The organism is Paraburkholderia elongata, assembly GCF_013177735.1.
In the GTDB taxonomy this organism is placed as follows: Bacteria; Pseudomonadota; Gammaproteobacteria; order Burkholderiales; family Burkholderiaceae; genus Paraburkholderia; species Paraburkholderia elongata.
On record NZ_WOEZ01000065.1, the window covers coordinates 1 to 14,691 of the forward strand.

Genomic DNA, 14,691 nt, shown 5'->3' on the forward strand with positions numbered 1-14,691 from the left:
GGATGGTGCGGTGGGGCACACAAAAGAAAAAAGGCGCACAGATCACCGTGCGCCTCTCGACGAAGCAGCTTAAAAGGGCGCGGAGCCGAAGCCGCGCCGCAGGCGTTCAGTCGCCGAACAGCTTCTGGCGCAGTTCACGGCGTTCCTGCGCTTCGAGCGACAGGGTGGCCGTGGGCCGTGCGAGCAGACGCGGAATGCCGATCGGCTCGCCGGTTTCTTCGCACCAGCCGTAATCGCCCGAATCGATGCGCGCGATCGATTGCTGCACCTTCTTCAGCAGCTTGCGCTCGCGGTCGCGCGTGCGCAGTTCGAGCGCATGCTCTTCCTCGATCGTTGCACGGTCGGCCGGATCAGGCACGATTACTGTTTCGCGCAGGTTCTCGGTCGTCTGGCCGGCATTGCGGAGAATGTCCGCCTGCAGCTGTTCGAGCTTGTTCTTGAAGAAAGCGAGCTGATCCTCATTCATGTAATCCTTGTCGCTCATCTTCAGGATTTCGGCTTCAGTCAAGAGTCGTTTCGTCGTCATCTGGCTTGCTTCTTCAATGTGAGGCAAAACTCTTACATAGTGCCCGCACTTTCGTATTGCCCGCAAAGGCGCCACGAGGACGCTGAGCGCTGGGCGGGCACGGACGATGGGCTGTCGGTGACGCCCGAAGCGCCTTGCGCCCACGCGCCGGGCGTCGCTACGCCAATGCGGGGCCGAACTCCTCTGGAAACCGTTTCTCAAATGCTCCTGAGGCATTGCTTACCGGCAGCGCGCGTTGTCTGCTGTGCCAGCCGGCATTGTCGGCGTGAGTCCCGGATAAGATTTTCCGGCGCCGTTTCAGGCCCGGCGCGGAATACGCGCTGACCGGGCAATTCGTTGTCATTCTCCAGTGGGCACGTATTGTAACTGAATCACAATCTAGCACCGCAACTGGTGAAATCCCCCGGCGGCGCACTGATATCCCGAAAATATAACGCGCGCACGGTCAAAAAGCGATGGTCGTGCACGCTTTAATACAGCAGGGTTTTCACGTGCTTTTCACACGACCGACATTTCAGCAGGCTTTCGGCTGCGCTTCTGCACATTCTGCAGACGATTTCCTTCGTGCCCGCCGGGCGAACGCCCGTAGTCAGCGCGCTCCAGCACGCCGCGTGCCGCGCCACCCGCACGACACGGCAGGCGGTGACGCTTACACCAGACAGGCGTCCAGCCCGTCGGTGATCAGGTCTTGCGGCAGTTCGATGCCGATGAACACCATCTTGTTGGTCTTCTTCTCGATCGGCTGCCATTTCGCGGCCAGATCGCTGCCCATCATCTGGTGTACGCCCTGGAACACTACCTTACGATCGACGCCCTTCATATACAGCACGCCCTTATAGCGCAGCAGGCGCTCGCCGTAGATCTGCAGAATGCCGCCGAGGAAGTCCTCGAGCTTGTTCGGATCGAACGGACGGTCGTTGCGGTAGACGAACGATTTGATCTTGTCGTCATGGTGCGCGTGATGGTGATGCGCGTGGTCGTGGCCTTCGTGGTCGCACTTGCCGTGGTCGTGATCGCAGTTTTCGTGATCGTCGTGATCGGCATGGGTGTGGCCGTGCTCGTCATGTGCGTGAGCGTGGTTGTGCGCATGTTCGTCTTCAGCGAGGAAGTCCGGGTCGATTTCGAGCTTCGAATTCAGGTTAAAGCCGCGCAGGTCGAAGATTTCCTTGATGTCCGCTTGGCCGAAATTGACGATCTTGATCGCCGCACGCGGATTCATGTGCAACAGGCGATGGCGCAGATCGTCCATGTGCTCTTCGTCGACCAGATCGGCCTTGGTGATGAACAGGCGATCGGCGAAGCCGACCTGGCGCTGCACCACTTCATGCTCGTCCAGTTGATGGTTCGCGTGCTTCGCGTCGACCAGCGTGATGATCGCGTCGAGCAGGAATTCGTTGGCGATCTGGTCGTCCATGAAGAACGTCTGCGCGACCGGGCCCGGATTGGCGAGACCGGTGGTTTCGATCACGACACGGTCGAAATCGAGTTCGCCGGACTGCTTCTTCGCCGCCAGATCGCCCAGCACGCGCGACAGGTCGCCGCGGATCGTGCAGCAGATGCAGCCGTTGCTCATCTGGATGATCTGTTCGCTCGTGTCCTGCACGAGGATTTCGTTATCGATGTTCTCTTCGCCGAACTCGTTCTCGATCACGGCGATCTTCATGCCGTGCTTTTCGTTGAGAATGCGCTTGAGCAGGGTGGTTTTACCGCTGCCGAGAAAGCCGGTCAGGATGGTGACTGGGATCATAGTGGTCGCCTGTATGTACGTGAATCTGTGCGGAATCGAATGTGCAGCGCGCAAGCTGCAGCGAATGCGTCTGCGAATCCGGTTTGCCGGGCGCGACAGCCTGACGGCGCGCGGCCCGATCTAGCCGGATATTGAAACATATCTGTCGAGCCGGCGCTGGCGGCGGGGGCGAACCCCTCCACGGCGCGCGGGAAATAGCCCTGAAACTATGGGCGATCAGGCAATTTGCAACAGCAGGCCCTTCAGGTATTCGCCTTCCGGGAATGCGGTGAGCAACGGGTGGTCGACCCCGGCGCCAAGGCGCTTGAGAATTCGCGCATCGACGCGTGCATCGGCCGCCGCGCCGGACACGATCTTCTGGAACAACTCCGAATCGATCGCGCCGGAACATGAATAGGTGAACAGCAGGCCGCCCGGGCGCAGCAGCTTCAGGCCGGTCAGGTTAATGTCCTTATAGGCGCGCGAGGCGCGGTCCACGTGTTCACGCGACGGCGCGAATTTCGGCGGATCGAGCACGATCAGGTCGAAGCGTTCGCCTTCGTCGTAGAGGCGGCGCAGGGTTTTGAACGCGTCGGCGTCGAGCCAGGTGGCGCGCTCGGCGTCGAAACCGTTGGCGGCCACGTTCTGTTGCGCGATCGCCAGCGCGTCGCCCGACGAATCGATCGACACCACGCGTTTAGCGCCTCCCTTCAAGGCTGCCAGCGAAAAACCACCCGTGTAACAGAAGCAGTTCAGCACGTCGCGATCGTTCGCCAGCTCCTGCACCAACAGGCGGTTGTCGCGCTGGTCGACGTAGAAGCCGGTTTTGTGGCCGTTGCGCACGTCGACGTGATAGCGTACGCCGTTTTCGCTCGCGATCAGCGCTTCCGACGGCGCTTCGCCAGCCAGCACGCCGGTGATCTGCTCGAGCCCTTCCTTCTGGCGGATCGACACGTCCGAGCGCTCGTAGACGTTCGGGCAGCCGGTCGCGTCGGCCAGCGCGGCGACGATCGCTTCCTTCCATGCTTCGACGCCCGTGGCCATGAACTGGCACACCAGCTGACTGCGCTGACCTTCGTCCTCGGCGACGTAATGATCGACGATCAGGCCAGGCAGGCCGTCCGCTTCGCCGAAAATCAGCCGCACGGCGCCGGTGTTGTGCACCATCGTTTGACGATGCACGAGCGCGCGCTGCACTCGGCGGTTGAAGAACGCGTGATCGATCGGCTCGGCTTCGTCGAAGCTCCACACGCGCGCACGAATCTGCGAATGCGGGCTGTAGGCCGCACGCGCGAGGAAACGGCCGTCGTGCGCGCGCACCAGCACGGTCGCGCCGGGAGCGGGATTGCCGTCGACGCGATCGATTGCGTTGGCATAGACCCACGGGTGGCGGCGCAGCAACGATTTTTCTTTCGACGGTTTGAGCGTAACGGTATTCATCAGGGTGTCAGCAGAAGCAGTAGGCCGCGTGGAGAAAGAGGCACACGGCAGGTGAAGCGAAGGCGGAGACCGCAAGCCGCAAAAAGCAAAACAACAAGCAAAGAGCGGAGTCAGTCGCGTTTTTTGGCGCGCGGATGCGCCTGATCGTAGACGTGCGCGAGATGCTGGAAATCGAGCGCGGTGTAGACCTGCGTGGCGGTGATGCTGGCGTGCCCGAGCAGTTCCTGCACGGCCCGCAGATCGCCGCTCGACTGCAGCACGTGCGTGGCGAACGAATGCCGCAGCACGTGCGGATGCACGTTGGCGGGAATACCGGCGACCAGCGCCGCACGCTTCACACGTTCACGCACGACGTTCGGCGACAGCCGATTGCCACGCGCCGAGAGAAACAGCGGATGCGGATCCTGCCTGACCATCTGGTCGCGCACCGCGAGCCAAGCTTTCAAGGCGTCGAGCGCTTTGCTGCCGACCGGCACGATGCGGCGCCGGTTGCCTTTGCCGAGCACTTCGACTTCAGCGGAGTCGAGCTTGAGCCAGCCCGCGGAGCGGTAGCCGCCGGCGTCGGCAAAGCGGGCGTCGAGGCCGACCAGCTCGGACAGACGCAGGCCCGACGAGTAGAACAGTTCGAGCATCGCGTGGTCGCGCAAACCTTCGGGCGTCGCGGCGGGCGGGCTTTCCATCAGGCGCGTGGCATCGTCGACGGAAAGCGCTTTAGGCAGTGTTTTGGCCTGCTTCGGCGCTCGCACGGTGGCAACCGGGTTGGCCGGCAGATCGACGCGGCCCGCGAACCAGCGGTAGAACGCCCGCCAGGACGACAGCCGATGACTGATCGAGCGCGCCGTCAGGCCGCCGGCATGCGCCCGCGACACCGCGCCGCGAATATCGACAGCGGTGAGGCTTTCGAGCGGCCGGCCTTTGGCCAGCAGCTTGAGTTCCTCGAGTTCGTGGGTGTAGCCGCGCAGCGTATGCGCCGACAATCGCCGCTCATGTTCGAGATTCGACAGATAGGCGGCGATCGGGTCGGCGTCGGTCACGATGGCCTTTTGCGGGATCGGCGGATCAGCGGCTCAGCGCGGCAGCAAACGGCTCAGCGCCGCGCTCGCCAACGCGCCGATCTGCGTCAGGAAATCGGTGGCCATGCCGTCATGGAAGCGGCGTGCGTCGGCCGAACCCATGACCAGCAGGCCGAAGGTGGGCGCTTCTTCCGTGCCTTCTGGGTCGCGCAGTGCGAGCAACGCAATCGATTCGGTGGTGTGCGCGGACTCGCCTGTACTTCCTGCGGACCCATCGTCGCTCACCGCCGACACCGCCGGCGCCAGCCACTGTGCCGCTTCGAAGCCGGTGTTCGCGCCACAGTACGGCGTGGCGAGGCTGTTCGCGAAGATTCGCACTTCCTCGCCGACATGGCGCGCGAACTCGGCCTGTGCATACGGCTCGGAGACGTCCCATACGCGCAGCGCGGCTTGCGGCACATCGAAAATTTCCCGCAAACCGGTGGCGATCGTGCGCGGCAGCGCGTACGGATCGCGCTCGGCCATCACGCGGATGGTCCAGCGATTGAATTTCGAGGCGATGCTGTCGTTTTCGTGACCGTAGCGCAGCAACTCGGCCAGACGCCGTTCGAGATGCTTGTTCTTGTCGCGCAGCATTTCCATTTGCCGTTCCTGCAGCGACACCGCGGCTTTGCCGTGCGGGTTCGCAAGCCGGATCGTCGCGAGCAATTCCGCGTGTTCGGCGAAGAAATCGGGGTTGGCGAGCAGATATTCGGCGACTTCGCGATCGTTCATGGTTTCGGCTAAAGGACTACGGGACGACGCCTTCGGGCGGCGCATCGGTCATGAGTTCGGTCGGCCGGTGAAAGAGCCGCTTGGTCCGGCTCTTCATCGGCGTCTTCATCGGCCTATTCGAGGCCACGTGTCGGGTACTTCCTCGGCCGATCGCTCGGCCGGTAAATCGGGTGGTGCGTCAGGTACTGCGTCGGGTATTGCGCTGGCGCGGGTCAGTCGGCCAGTTCGATCTCGCCTTCGAAAACGGTTGCCGCTGGGCCGGCCATGAGCAGCGGCGCGCCTTCTTGCGTGCTGTCCCACGTGATGGTCAGCTTGCCACCGTGCGTGTGCACCAGCACCGGCGCATCCAGCAGCCCGCGGCGAATGCCGGCAGCGACTGCCGCGCACGCGCCCGTGCCGCAGGCCAGCGTTTCGCCGGCGCCGCGTTCGTAGACCCGCAGCTTGATCTCGCTACGGCCGACGATCTGCATGAAGCCGGCGTTCACCCGCTGCGGGAAGCGTGCATGTCGCTCGATCACCGGGCCTTCGACGAGCACCGGAAAGTCTTCGACGTCGTCGACCACTTGCACCGCGTGCGGATTGCCCATGGACACCACCGAAATCCAGCGCGTCACGCCGTTCACGTCGAGTGGCCAGAGCGTGTCAGCGCCCTCACGGCGGCCTTCGAGGCCTTTGGTGGCGAACGGTACGCGCTCCGGTTCGAATACGGGCGCACCCATATCGACCAGCACTTCGCCGTTTTCCTGCATGGTCAGCAGGATGGTGCCGTTCTGCACTTGCACGCGCACGCTGCGCTTGTCGGTCAGGCCGCTGTCGCGCACGAACTTGACGAAGCAGCGCGCGCCGTTGCCGCAGTGCTCGACCTCGCCGCCGTCGCAATTGAAGATGCGATATCTGAAATCGACGCCTTCCACGGTGGGCTTCTCGACCAGCAGCAACTGGTCGGCGCCGACGCCGAAATGCCGGTCCGCGAGCGCGCGCACCTGCGCCGGCGTCAGGTTGACCGGTTGGGTGTAGCCGTCGAGCACGACGAAGTCGTTACCCGCGCCGTGCATTTTGGTGAATTTCAGTTTCATCACGCTATTGTAAGTGACGCGCCCGCAGGTGGGCCGAACGCCGCTTTATTTGCCGCTTCATTTCCGCGTTCAGGCGCTTTTTTAAGACCGCTCAGTAGACCCTCGGCTCGCCCGGCGGCCGGGTCTTGAAGCGCTTGTGCACCCAGTAGTACTGCTCGGGGATCCGCGGAATCTGCTCTTCAAGGAAGGCGTTCATGCGGCGGGCGTCGGCGTCGTCGTCGCCAGTGGGGTAGTTGTCCCACGGCTTGAAGACCTTCAGCCGGTAGCCCTTGTAGTTCGGCAGCACCTCGCCGATGAACGGCACCACTTGCGCATGGCCGACCCCGGCGAGCCGCCCGACGGCCGTCAGCGTGCAGGTCGGTACGCCGAAGAACGGCACGAACGTCGAGTTGCGCATGCCGTAGTCCATGTCGGCGCCGAGCATGACGGGCTTGCGGTCTCGCAGCCAGCGCAGCACGATGCGCGCGCTGTCGGCGCGGCTTGCCATGTCCGCGCCGAAGCGGCCACGCGCGGCTATCGCCACGTCGTCGAGCACCTTGTTGGACATCGGCTGGTAGAGCGCGCCGCACTGCCGACGCAGCGCGTGATTGATGAACACGGAGCCCGCCTCAATGCCGACGAAATGCGCGCCGAGCAACAGGGTGGGCGGCATGTCGGGATCCAGTAGATCGATCTCGCTATCCACCTGCACGAGCTTCTCCAGCTTCTTGGCAGAGCCGAACCACTGCACGCTGCGCTCAACATAGCTGCGGATCGCGTGGCGGAAGTGTTTCTGCGCGATCTCTTCGCGATGCTCGGTGCTCCACTCCGGGAAACACAAGCTCAGATTGATGTGGACGATGCGCTTACGGTTGCTGGGGATCTGATAGAGCAGCCAGCCCAGCCCGTCGCCCAGTCGCGCAACGAAACCGTACGGCAATAACGCCAGAAATTTCAGCAGTCCAATGGCCAGGTGGGCGCCAAGACGACTCAGCATGTCGCCCCTCCGTGTGGGGCGTCGAGCGACGCTTTGCTCAAGTAACCTGAAGACGGGTCGAAATACAGCACGGGTGATCACTCTGTGACAATCAAAGGAAGTCGCTATAATAAGGGCTTCGCCGAGTTAATAGACAACTTGCGGGGCGAAGCTGGCGGGTGCGATCCATGGGATATGCCCCCTGCCGGTAAGGTAATCCGCTAAAGCGTCGCCGCTTCAAGGCTCCCGAAGCTGGCTACGTGAAACTCAACCGTAACCACACAACAGGAGTCTGCAACGTGGCAAACGACTATCTCTTCACTTCCGAATCCGTTTCCGAAGGCCATCCCGACAAAGTCGCGGATCAGATCTCGGACGCAATCCTCGACGCCATCCTGACTCAGGACAAGTACTCGCGTGTCGCAGCCGAAACGCTGTGCAACACGGGTCTCGTCGTGCTGGCCGGTGAAATCACCACCACCGCGAACGTCGATTACATCCAGGTGGCGCGCAACACGATCAAGCGCATCGGCTACGACAACACCGAATACGGTATCGACTACCGCGGTTGCGCAGTGCTGGTGGCGTACGACAAGCAATCGCCTGACATCGCCCAGGGCGTGGACCGTGCGCATGACAACAACCTCGATCAAGGCGCTGGCGACCAGGGCCTGATGTTCGGTTACGCGTGCGAAGAAACGCCGGAATTGATGCCGCTGCCGATCCACCTGTCGCACCGTCTGGTGGAGCGCCAGGCGAATCTGCGCCGCGACGGCCGTCTGCCCTGGCTGCGTCCGGATGCGAAGTCGCAGGTCACCGTGCGTTACGTCGACGGCAAGCCGCATGCGATCGACACCGTGGTGCTGTCCACGCAGCATTCGCCGGACATCGATCTGGCCACGCTGCGCGAAGCCGTGATCGAAGAAGTCATCAAGCCGACGCTGCCGGCTGACCTGATCAGGGGCGACATCAAGTTCCTGGTGAACCCGACCGGCCGGTTCGTGATCGGCGGTCCGCAAGGCGATTGCGGTCTGACGGGCCGCAAGATCATCGTCGATACGTACGGCGGCGCAGCGCCGCACGGCGGCGGCGCGTTCTCGGGCAAGGATCCCTCGAAGGTCGACCGTTCGGCGGCCTATGCCGGCCGTTATGTCGCGAAGAACATCGTGGCTGCTGGTTTGGCGTCGCGCTGCCTGATTCAGGTGTCGTACGCGATCGGCGTTGCTCAGCCGACTTCGGTGATGGTCAACACGTTCGGCACGGGCCGCGTGTCGGATGCGACGATCACGCGTCTGGTGCAGGAGCATTTCGATCTGCGTCCGAAGGGCATCATCCAGATGCTCGACCTGCTGCGCCCGATCTACGAGAAGAGCGCGGCCTACGGTCACTTCGGCCGCGAAGAGCCGGAATTCACGTGGGAAGCCACTGATAAAGCTTTGGCGCTCGCCGAAGCAGCCGGCACCGAACCGGTCGCCGCGCTCGCCTGATAAGCAGGCGTACAGTCCGCTTCAGCAAAAAACCCCGCCGGCGCGAGCCCCAGCCCCTCACTTGGCGTGTTGTTGCTGGACAGTTGATTTAACGCTGAGCCCCGCCAGTCTTGGATTGGCGGGGCTCTTCTTATTTCGAAAATATTTCTCTGCGCCCGTAACCCGGCAAAGTCCCCGTGCGGCGGGGCGAGGAAGGCTGCTGTTGATTGGGCACCGGCTCAGCGTTTGCAACGAACGTAGGGGCTTCGCGGGTTGGACCGAGCGGTCCTCGGCATCGAATCAGCCTTGTACGACAAGGCCCCTAACAACACACTAAGTGAGGGGCTGGGGCGCGAGCCGTGCGGGGTTTTTTTTATTGCCTTCGAAGATCCTGTATCAGCGGCTCGCAAACGCGAACGCAAACCAGCCGGTGCTGCCGTTCGTCGACATACGGCGCGGGCGGCGGCTCGTGCTTTGCGGCGCGGCGGCCGGTGCATTGTGCGTCGCGGTGAGGCGCAGCGGCGTCGGTTTGCGCAGCAGCGTGCGCAGCGAAAAACGGCGCGAACTGCCTTGCAGGCGCAGCGCGGAAAAAAAGGTGTGGAACCACGTGCGAATGCCGTCGACCGCTTTGGCTTCGCGCCATTGTTCGCCTAATGCGCGAGTGCGGGTGGCATGGTGACGCAGTGCGCGCACGACATGGCGGCGCGCCGGACGCGCCGCTTTCAATGCGGCGCGGGTAAGACGGGTGCTCAGAAGAGTATGCATGGCTTCACAAGTAGGCAACGTGTCGCGCGACGGGGTGTGCGCCAGAAAGAGCACCAAATGTGCCAATGGCGATGTCGCGATGGACGGCGCGATAGCCCGGAATTCGACGGAAAAGGGCACGAAGGACGGCGGAGCCGGTCACAGCGGCGCGTGCGCGCCGCAAAAGTGCGGGAGTAGCGATCAACATGTGTGCAGGCTACACGCGATTCATGACGTCAGAAAGTCGGTTTTTACCCTGCGAATACGGGTTTTTACGGGGTGAGCGCGACGTGCATGCTTGCGGGGTCGCACCCTTTGCGGTCGATTTTTGTGCGTGCTTGCCCTGACAGCGTGCCGTGCGAACCGCCATTTCGCGTGAAAGTAGTGCGTAAGGCCCGGACTTCTCGAAAGCCGAAACAGCGCACAGTCCGATCGCGCCCGTTTTACAATCGAGCATCAGTCAGTCGAAAGTAACGGAACACCATGTCACTTCACTCGAAAAAAGAACAGATTCAAACGTTGCGGGAGCAAGGATTTGTCGTTGTGCCTGGATTGGTGTCGCCCGAGCGTTGCGACGAACTGAAGCAGATAGCGGAGCGCCAGCTGCAGGAAGCGGCAGCGCCGATCGAGTTCGAAGCGGATCTTCGCTATCCGGGTGCGCCGGAGTCGAAACATGCGCCGGGCGGCCATACGGTTCGCCGGCTGCTGGATGCATATGGGCGCCATCCGCATTTTGCGCAATGGGCGACCGCGCCGGAAATTCGCGGCTGGATGGAGTTGTACTTCGGTGAGGAGCCGCGCTTATCGCGGGCGCATCACAATTGCATGATGACCAAGCACCCTGCTTATGGCAGCTTGACCGGCTGGCATCGTGACGTGAGGTATTGGTCGTTCGAGCGTGACGACCTGGTGTCGGTGTGGCTCGCGGTCGGGTCGGAGACGGTCGATAACGGCGCATTGTGGTTAGTGCCGAAGTCGCACAGCGCTGCCTTCACTTCCGACCGGTTCGACGAGGCCAAGTTTTTCCGCTCCGATCTGGAAGAGAATCAGGCGTTGATTCGCACCGCGGTTTCGCCCGAGCTCAAGGCGGGGGACGTGGTGTTCTTTCATTGCAACACGCTGCATTCGGCTGGCAAGAACCTCAGCGATCAGGTGAAATTTTCTTTGGTGTTTACCTATCACGGGGCGAGCAATGTGCCCCTGCCGGGGTCCCGCTCGGCGGCCAAGCCTGAGATTGCCTTTTAGGTTTTTTGCTCTGCGCGGCGCGGATGTTCTCTGGTCTTGCGCCGCGCAGGCAATCAACGCCCTACCGCTTATCTACCGCTTGCGACCGGAAACGGCCACGCCGGTCAGGCCGGCGACGGTGGCGATAACGCCGGCCACAATCAGCATGATCGCCTTATTGGTCGGAGACCCGGTAAACACGCGAGACACCTCGCTGCTGACCGAGTTGAACGCCTGCCCGCCGAAATACAACAACACGATACCGCCGACAATCAGCGCGATTGAAATCGCCTTCGTCATGAACCCACCCCTTCAATAAGCTTTTGATCGGCCAAAGTGTAGGGGAGCCGCAAGCAATCGTCCATCCCGCATAGTGGGCCTCTGCAGGCTCCGCGGCGATTGGCTACCATAGCGCTCTGGTCTCACCCATACCCAAACATAGAACCTGCACGCCTCCCGCAGCACGTGATCTCCTCACGCCCGTGATCGACGGACGACTTCAACATCAAGGACACTAGCAATGGCTTACGAAGCAGCTTCAGAACGCTATTCGGACATGCAATACCGCGTCTGCGGCAAGTCGGGTCTCAAACTGCCGGCGCTGTCGCTGGGCCTGTGGCACAACTTCGGCGATACCACGCCGATCTCCACGCAGCGCGAAATCCTGCGCACGGCCTTCGACCTGGGCATCACTCACTTCGATCTCGCCAACAACTACGGCCCCCCGTACGGCAGCGCCGAAACCAATTTCGGCCGGCTCTTCAAAGATGACTTCAAGCCGTATCGCGACGAACTCCTGATCTCGTCGAAAGCGGGCTGGGACATGTGGCCGGGTCCGTACGGACAGGGCGGCGGCTCGCGTAAATACGTACTCGCGAGTCTCGATCAGAGCCTGCAGCGCATGGGCCTCGACTACGTCGATATTTTCTATTCGCATCGTTTCGATGCCGATACGCCGCTCGAAGAAACCGCCGGTGCATTGGCGAGCGCCGTGCAGCAGGGCAAGGCGCTGTACGTCGGCATTTCGTCGTACTCGGCAACCAAGACGCTCGAAATGGCGAAGCTGCTCGCCGAGTACAAGGTGCCGCTGCTGATCCATCAGCCGGCGTACAACATGCTCAACCGCTGGATCGAACATGAGCTGCTGGAGACGCTCGAAAAAGTCGGCGCGGGCGCCATCGCGTTCACGCCGCTCGCGCAGGGCTTGCTCACCGGCAAGTATCTGAACGGTGTGCCCGAAGACGCGCGCGTCAACAAGCCGGGCGGCGGTTCGTTGAAGCAGGAGCATCTGAGCCCGCAAAACATCGAACACGTGCGCAAGCTCAATGACATCGCGCAGCGTCGCGGACAAAGCCTCGCGCAGATGGCGCTCGCCTGGGCGCTGCGCGATCCGCGCGTCACGTCCGTGCTGATCGGCGCAAGCCGCGCGGAACAGGTGCGCGAGAACGTCGGCGCGCTGAAGCATCTCGCGTTCTCGAAGGAAGAGCTGGCGGAGATCGACCGCTACGCGACTGAAGGTGGCATTAACCTGTGGGAAAAGCCGTCGACGGATCAGGCGATCTGATCGCACGGAGTTTCAGGTCGTAGAAACAAAGAAAGCCGCCCGTGAGGCGGCTTTCTTTATTGATGCGATTCAAGCGTACACGCTTCCCGCACAGTGGCCGAAGCGACTGCGTTCAGTCGATCGAACCATCGGCGAAGCGTAGAGGCCGTCTTCGCCAGACCCCGCTAAACCAGCGCAGGCAAGCCCTCGACCAGCACGACCGCGAACACCACGCCGATCAGCGCACCGAGCACGCGCAGCGCGTTGTGACGCAACTCCGTCTTGCAGGGAAGCGCGCCGACAAACAAAGCGCCGGCCAGCGCCATCGGAATGACCAGGATGAAATCGCCGATCGTGAAGTAGGTCGTCATACCCGTCTCCTTATTTAGTACCGGCGAGGGCAGTGGCTCGATTTCTGGAGTCATGCACTGCCAACGCGCGATTCGAGTATAGGCGACGGTTAGATCAGCATAACAACGCTTTGCGGCGCTGCAGCGTGTCTTCGCAGGCTGCTGAACCCAGTGCTGCAAGGGCTCCCGCGATTGGCGCTCCGCAGCAAAAGCGCCGTAAAAAATGAAGTGTTTGCTTACACAGGCCTTACTTTCCACGCCTTTTCGATGTGCAGCGCGACATTGTCATCGCGCTCGCAGACGGCCTGCTCGCCGCGGTTTTCGCATCCCTTGGGGAAATAACCGCTAACCGTGCGCCGATGCATCGCTCGCAGGCGCTGCGGGATGCACAATTTGTTCGTCGGTCGGCAAGGCGGACGCGTCCCAACCGCCGCCCAATGCCTTGATCAACGCGACGCTCGCGGCCATACGACGGCGCGCGATCGACACCGCATTCCGTTCGTTTGAGAGCGCAGTGGTTTGCGCAACCACGACGTCGAGATACGTAATCGCGCCGTTTTTATAGCGGTTCGACACGACAGCCAGCGAACGCTGCGCGGCGGCCACCGCGTCGTCCTGCGCGGCGGCTTCCTGTTCGAGCACGCGCAATGCGGCGAGGTTATCTTCGACCTCGCCGAACGCGGTCAGCACCGTTTGGCGGTACTGCGCGACGCTTTCGTCGTAGTGCGCACGGGCTTGCTCTTTCACCGACGCACGTCCGCCGAAGTCGAGCAGCGTGCCGGCCAGTGCCGGCCCGAGCGACCACAGGCGGCTCGGCGCCAGCAACCATTGGCTGTAGTTGGTCGCTTCGAGCCCACCCGTCACCGACAAAATCAGGTTCGGAAAGAATGCTGCCGTCGCGACGCCGATCTGCGCGTTCATATCGGCGACGTGCCGCTCTGCCGATGCGATGTCGGGCCGTCGTTCGAGCAACGCGGATGGCACGCCCGCTCCTGCTACCACTGGCACTGCGGTGAGCGGCGCAACCGGCAGAGAAAAGGTTGAAGGCGTCTGGCCGATCAGGATCGCGATCGCGTGTTCGAGCTGCGCGCGCTGCACGCCGAGGTCGAGTGCTTGCGCCTGAGTGGTTTGCAACTGCGTTTGCGCTTGCGCGACATCGGCGTCGGTGGCGATGCCGCCGGCGTAGCGGTGTTGCGTCAGATCGAGTGCTTCCTTGTAGGCCGTGATCGTGTCGTCGAGAAGTTGGCGCTCCTGATCGAAACCGCGGAGTTCGAAGTAGTCGGTCGCCAGTTCGGCCTGCATCGAAAGGAGCGCGGCCTGTGCATCGGCGGCGCTTGCCTGCGCCTCGGCTTTCGCGCCTTCGACGCTGCGCGACACGCGGCCCCACAAGTCCGGTTCCCACGAAGCGTCGGCTTGCACGAGATAGTCGTTCAGCGCCAGACCGGCGGTCGATTTGTGCAGCACATTCTCGGAACTCCGCGCGCGTGAATAGTCGCCGTTCGCGCTGACGACAGGGAAGAAGGTCGAGCGGTATTGCGCGACCGTCGCGCGGGCGGCACGAAAGCGCGCCTCGGCGGCCTGCACGTTCTGGTTCGCGCTCGCGACCTGCTGTTCGAGCGCATCGAGCGATGGGTCCGCGTAGACGCTCCACCACGCGCCGCGCGTGAGGGTGTCGGCGGGTTGCGCGGGCTTCCAGCCGGTGCCTTCGAGTTCCTTGTAGGTCGCGGCGGTGGTGGCCGGTGGCTTGACGTAGTCGGGGCCGACGGTGCACGCAGTGAGCGTGCAGACCAACGCCGCGGCAACAAGCGTGACCACAAGCGCGACACGAGAGGCGGAGGCGGGCGTGTTCACGAT

Annotated in this window: 14 protein-coding genes; 3 read left to right on the plus strand and 11 right to left on the minus strand. The window is 62.6% G+C overall.

Annotated features, from left to right (window positions below; all coding sequences use genetic code 11):
• Positions 1-106 precede the first annotated feature (106 nt).
• The 7 genes from dksA to GNZ13_RS13365 form a co-directional block, all read right to left on the minus strand.
• A complete protein-coding gene (gene dksA, locus GNZ13_RS13335; RefSeq protein WP_012431412.1) occupies positions 107-526 on the minus strand; it encodes an RNA polymerase-binding protein DksA in 420 nt (139 codons plus the stop codon).
• 649 nt (positions 527-1,175) lie between these two features.
• Positions 1,176-2,273 (minus strand): CobW family GTP-binding protein, encoded by a 1,098-nt coding sequence (locus tag GNZ13_RS13340; protein ID WP_172164735.1) that lies wholly within the window; start codon positions 2,271-2,273, stop codon positions 1,176-1,178.
• 216 nt (positions 2,274-2,489) lie between these two features.
• Complete coding sequence (locus GNZ13_RS13345; protein ID WP_172164738.1) at positions 2,490-3,692, minus strand: class I SAM-dependent rRNA methyltransferase; 1,203 nt, start codon at positions 3,690-3,692, stop codon at positions 2,490-2,492.
• Positions 3,693-3,802: 110 nt separating this feature from the next.
• Entirely contained in the window at positions 3,803-4,726 is a 924-nt protein-coding gene (gene xerC, locus GNZ13_RS13350) for a tyrosine recombinase XerC (protein ID WP_172164741.1), read from the minus strand.
• Between the two features lie 33 nt (positions 4,727-4,759).
• Positions 4,760-5,479, minus strand: coding sequence for a DUF484 family protein (locus GNZ13_RS13355; protein WP_172164744.1), 720 nt, complete (start codon positions 5,477-5,479; stop codon positions 4,760-4,762).
• Positions 5,480-5,691: 212 nt separating this feature from the next.
• A complete protein-coding gene (gene dapF, locus GNZ13_RS13360) occupies positions 5,692-6,555 on the minus strand; it encodes a diaminopimelate epimerase (RefSeq protein WP_172164747.1) in 864 nt (287 codons plus the stop codon).
• A gap of 91 nt (positions 6,556-6,646) precedes the next feature.
• Positions 6,647-7,531 carry a lipid A biosynthesis lauroyl acyltransferase gene (locus tag GNZ13_RS13365; RefSeq protein ID WP_172164750.1) on the minus strand — a complete coding sequence of 295 codons (885 nt, stop codon included), beginning with the start codon at positions 7,529-7,531 and terminating at the stop codon, positions 6,647-6,649.
• A gap of 278 nt (positions 7,532-7,809) precedes the next feature.
• Between GNZ13_RS13365 and metK the strand changes: the two genes are divergently transcribed.
• Entirely contained in the window at positions 7,810-8,997 is a 1,188-nt protein-coding gene (gene metK, locus GNZ13_RS13370) for a methionine adenosyltransferase (RefSeq protein WP_172164753.1), read from the plus strand.
• Positions 8,998-9,372: 375 nt separating this feature from the next.
• On the opposite strand, the gene GNZ13_RS13375 is transcribed toward metK, so the two are convergent.
• A complete protein-coding gene (locus tag GNZ13_RS13375; protein ID WP_172164756.1) occupies positions 9,373-9,741 on the minus strand; it encodes a hypothetical protein in 369 nt (122 codons plus the stop codon).
• Positions 9,742-10,203: 462 nt separating this feature from the next.
• On the opposite strand from GNZ13_RS13375, the gene GNZ13_RS13380 reads away from it, so the two are divergent.
• Entirely contained in the window at positions 10,204-10,965 is a 762-nt protein-coding gene (locus GNZ13_RS13380; RefSeq protein ID WP_172164759.1) for a phytanoyl-CoA dioxygenase family protein, read from the plus strand.
• Positions 10,966-11,037: 72 nt separating this feature from the next.
• Here GNZ13_RS13380 and GNZ13_RS13385 read toward each other — a convergent pair whose 3' ends face one another.
• Positions 11,038-11,244 carry a DUF3185 family protein gene (locus GNZ13_RS13385; protein WP_172164762.1) on the minus strand — a complete coding sequence of 69 codons (207 nt, stop codon included), beginning with the start codon at positions 11,242-11,244 and terminating at the stop codon, positions 11,038-11,040.
• 220 nt (positions 11,245-11,464) lie between these two features.
• Here GNZ13_RS13385 and mgrA point away from each other — a divergent pair, with 220 nt between their 5' ends.
• Positions 11,465-12,508, plus strand: a complete 1,044-nt coding sequence (gene mgrA, locus GNZ13_RS13390) for an L-glyceraldehyde 3-phosphate reductase (RefSeq protein WP_172164765.1) — start codon at positions 11,465-11,467, stop codon at positions 12,506-12,508.
• A gap of 164 nt (positions 12,509-12,672) precedes the next feature.
• Here mgrA and GNZ13_RS13395 read toward each other — a convergent pair whose 3' ends face one another.
• Both GNZ13_RS13395 and GNZ13_RS13400 read right to left on the minus strand, forming a co-directional pair.
• Positions 12,673-12,858, minus strand: a complete 186-nt coding sequence (locus GNZ13_RS13395) for a hypothetical protein (protein ID WP_120297341.1) — start codon at positions 12,856-12,858, stop codon at positions 12,673-12,675.
• 324 nt (positions 12,859-13,182) lie between these two features.
• The gene (locus tag GNZ13_RS13400) at positions 13,183-14,652 is read right to left on the minus strand and encodes an efflux transporter outer membrane subunit (RefSeq protein WP_328807226.1); all 1,470 of its coding nucleotides are present in this window, start codon (positions 14,650-14,652) and stop codon (positions 13,183-13,185) included.
• Positions 14,653-14,691: the final 39 nt, after the last annotated feature.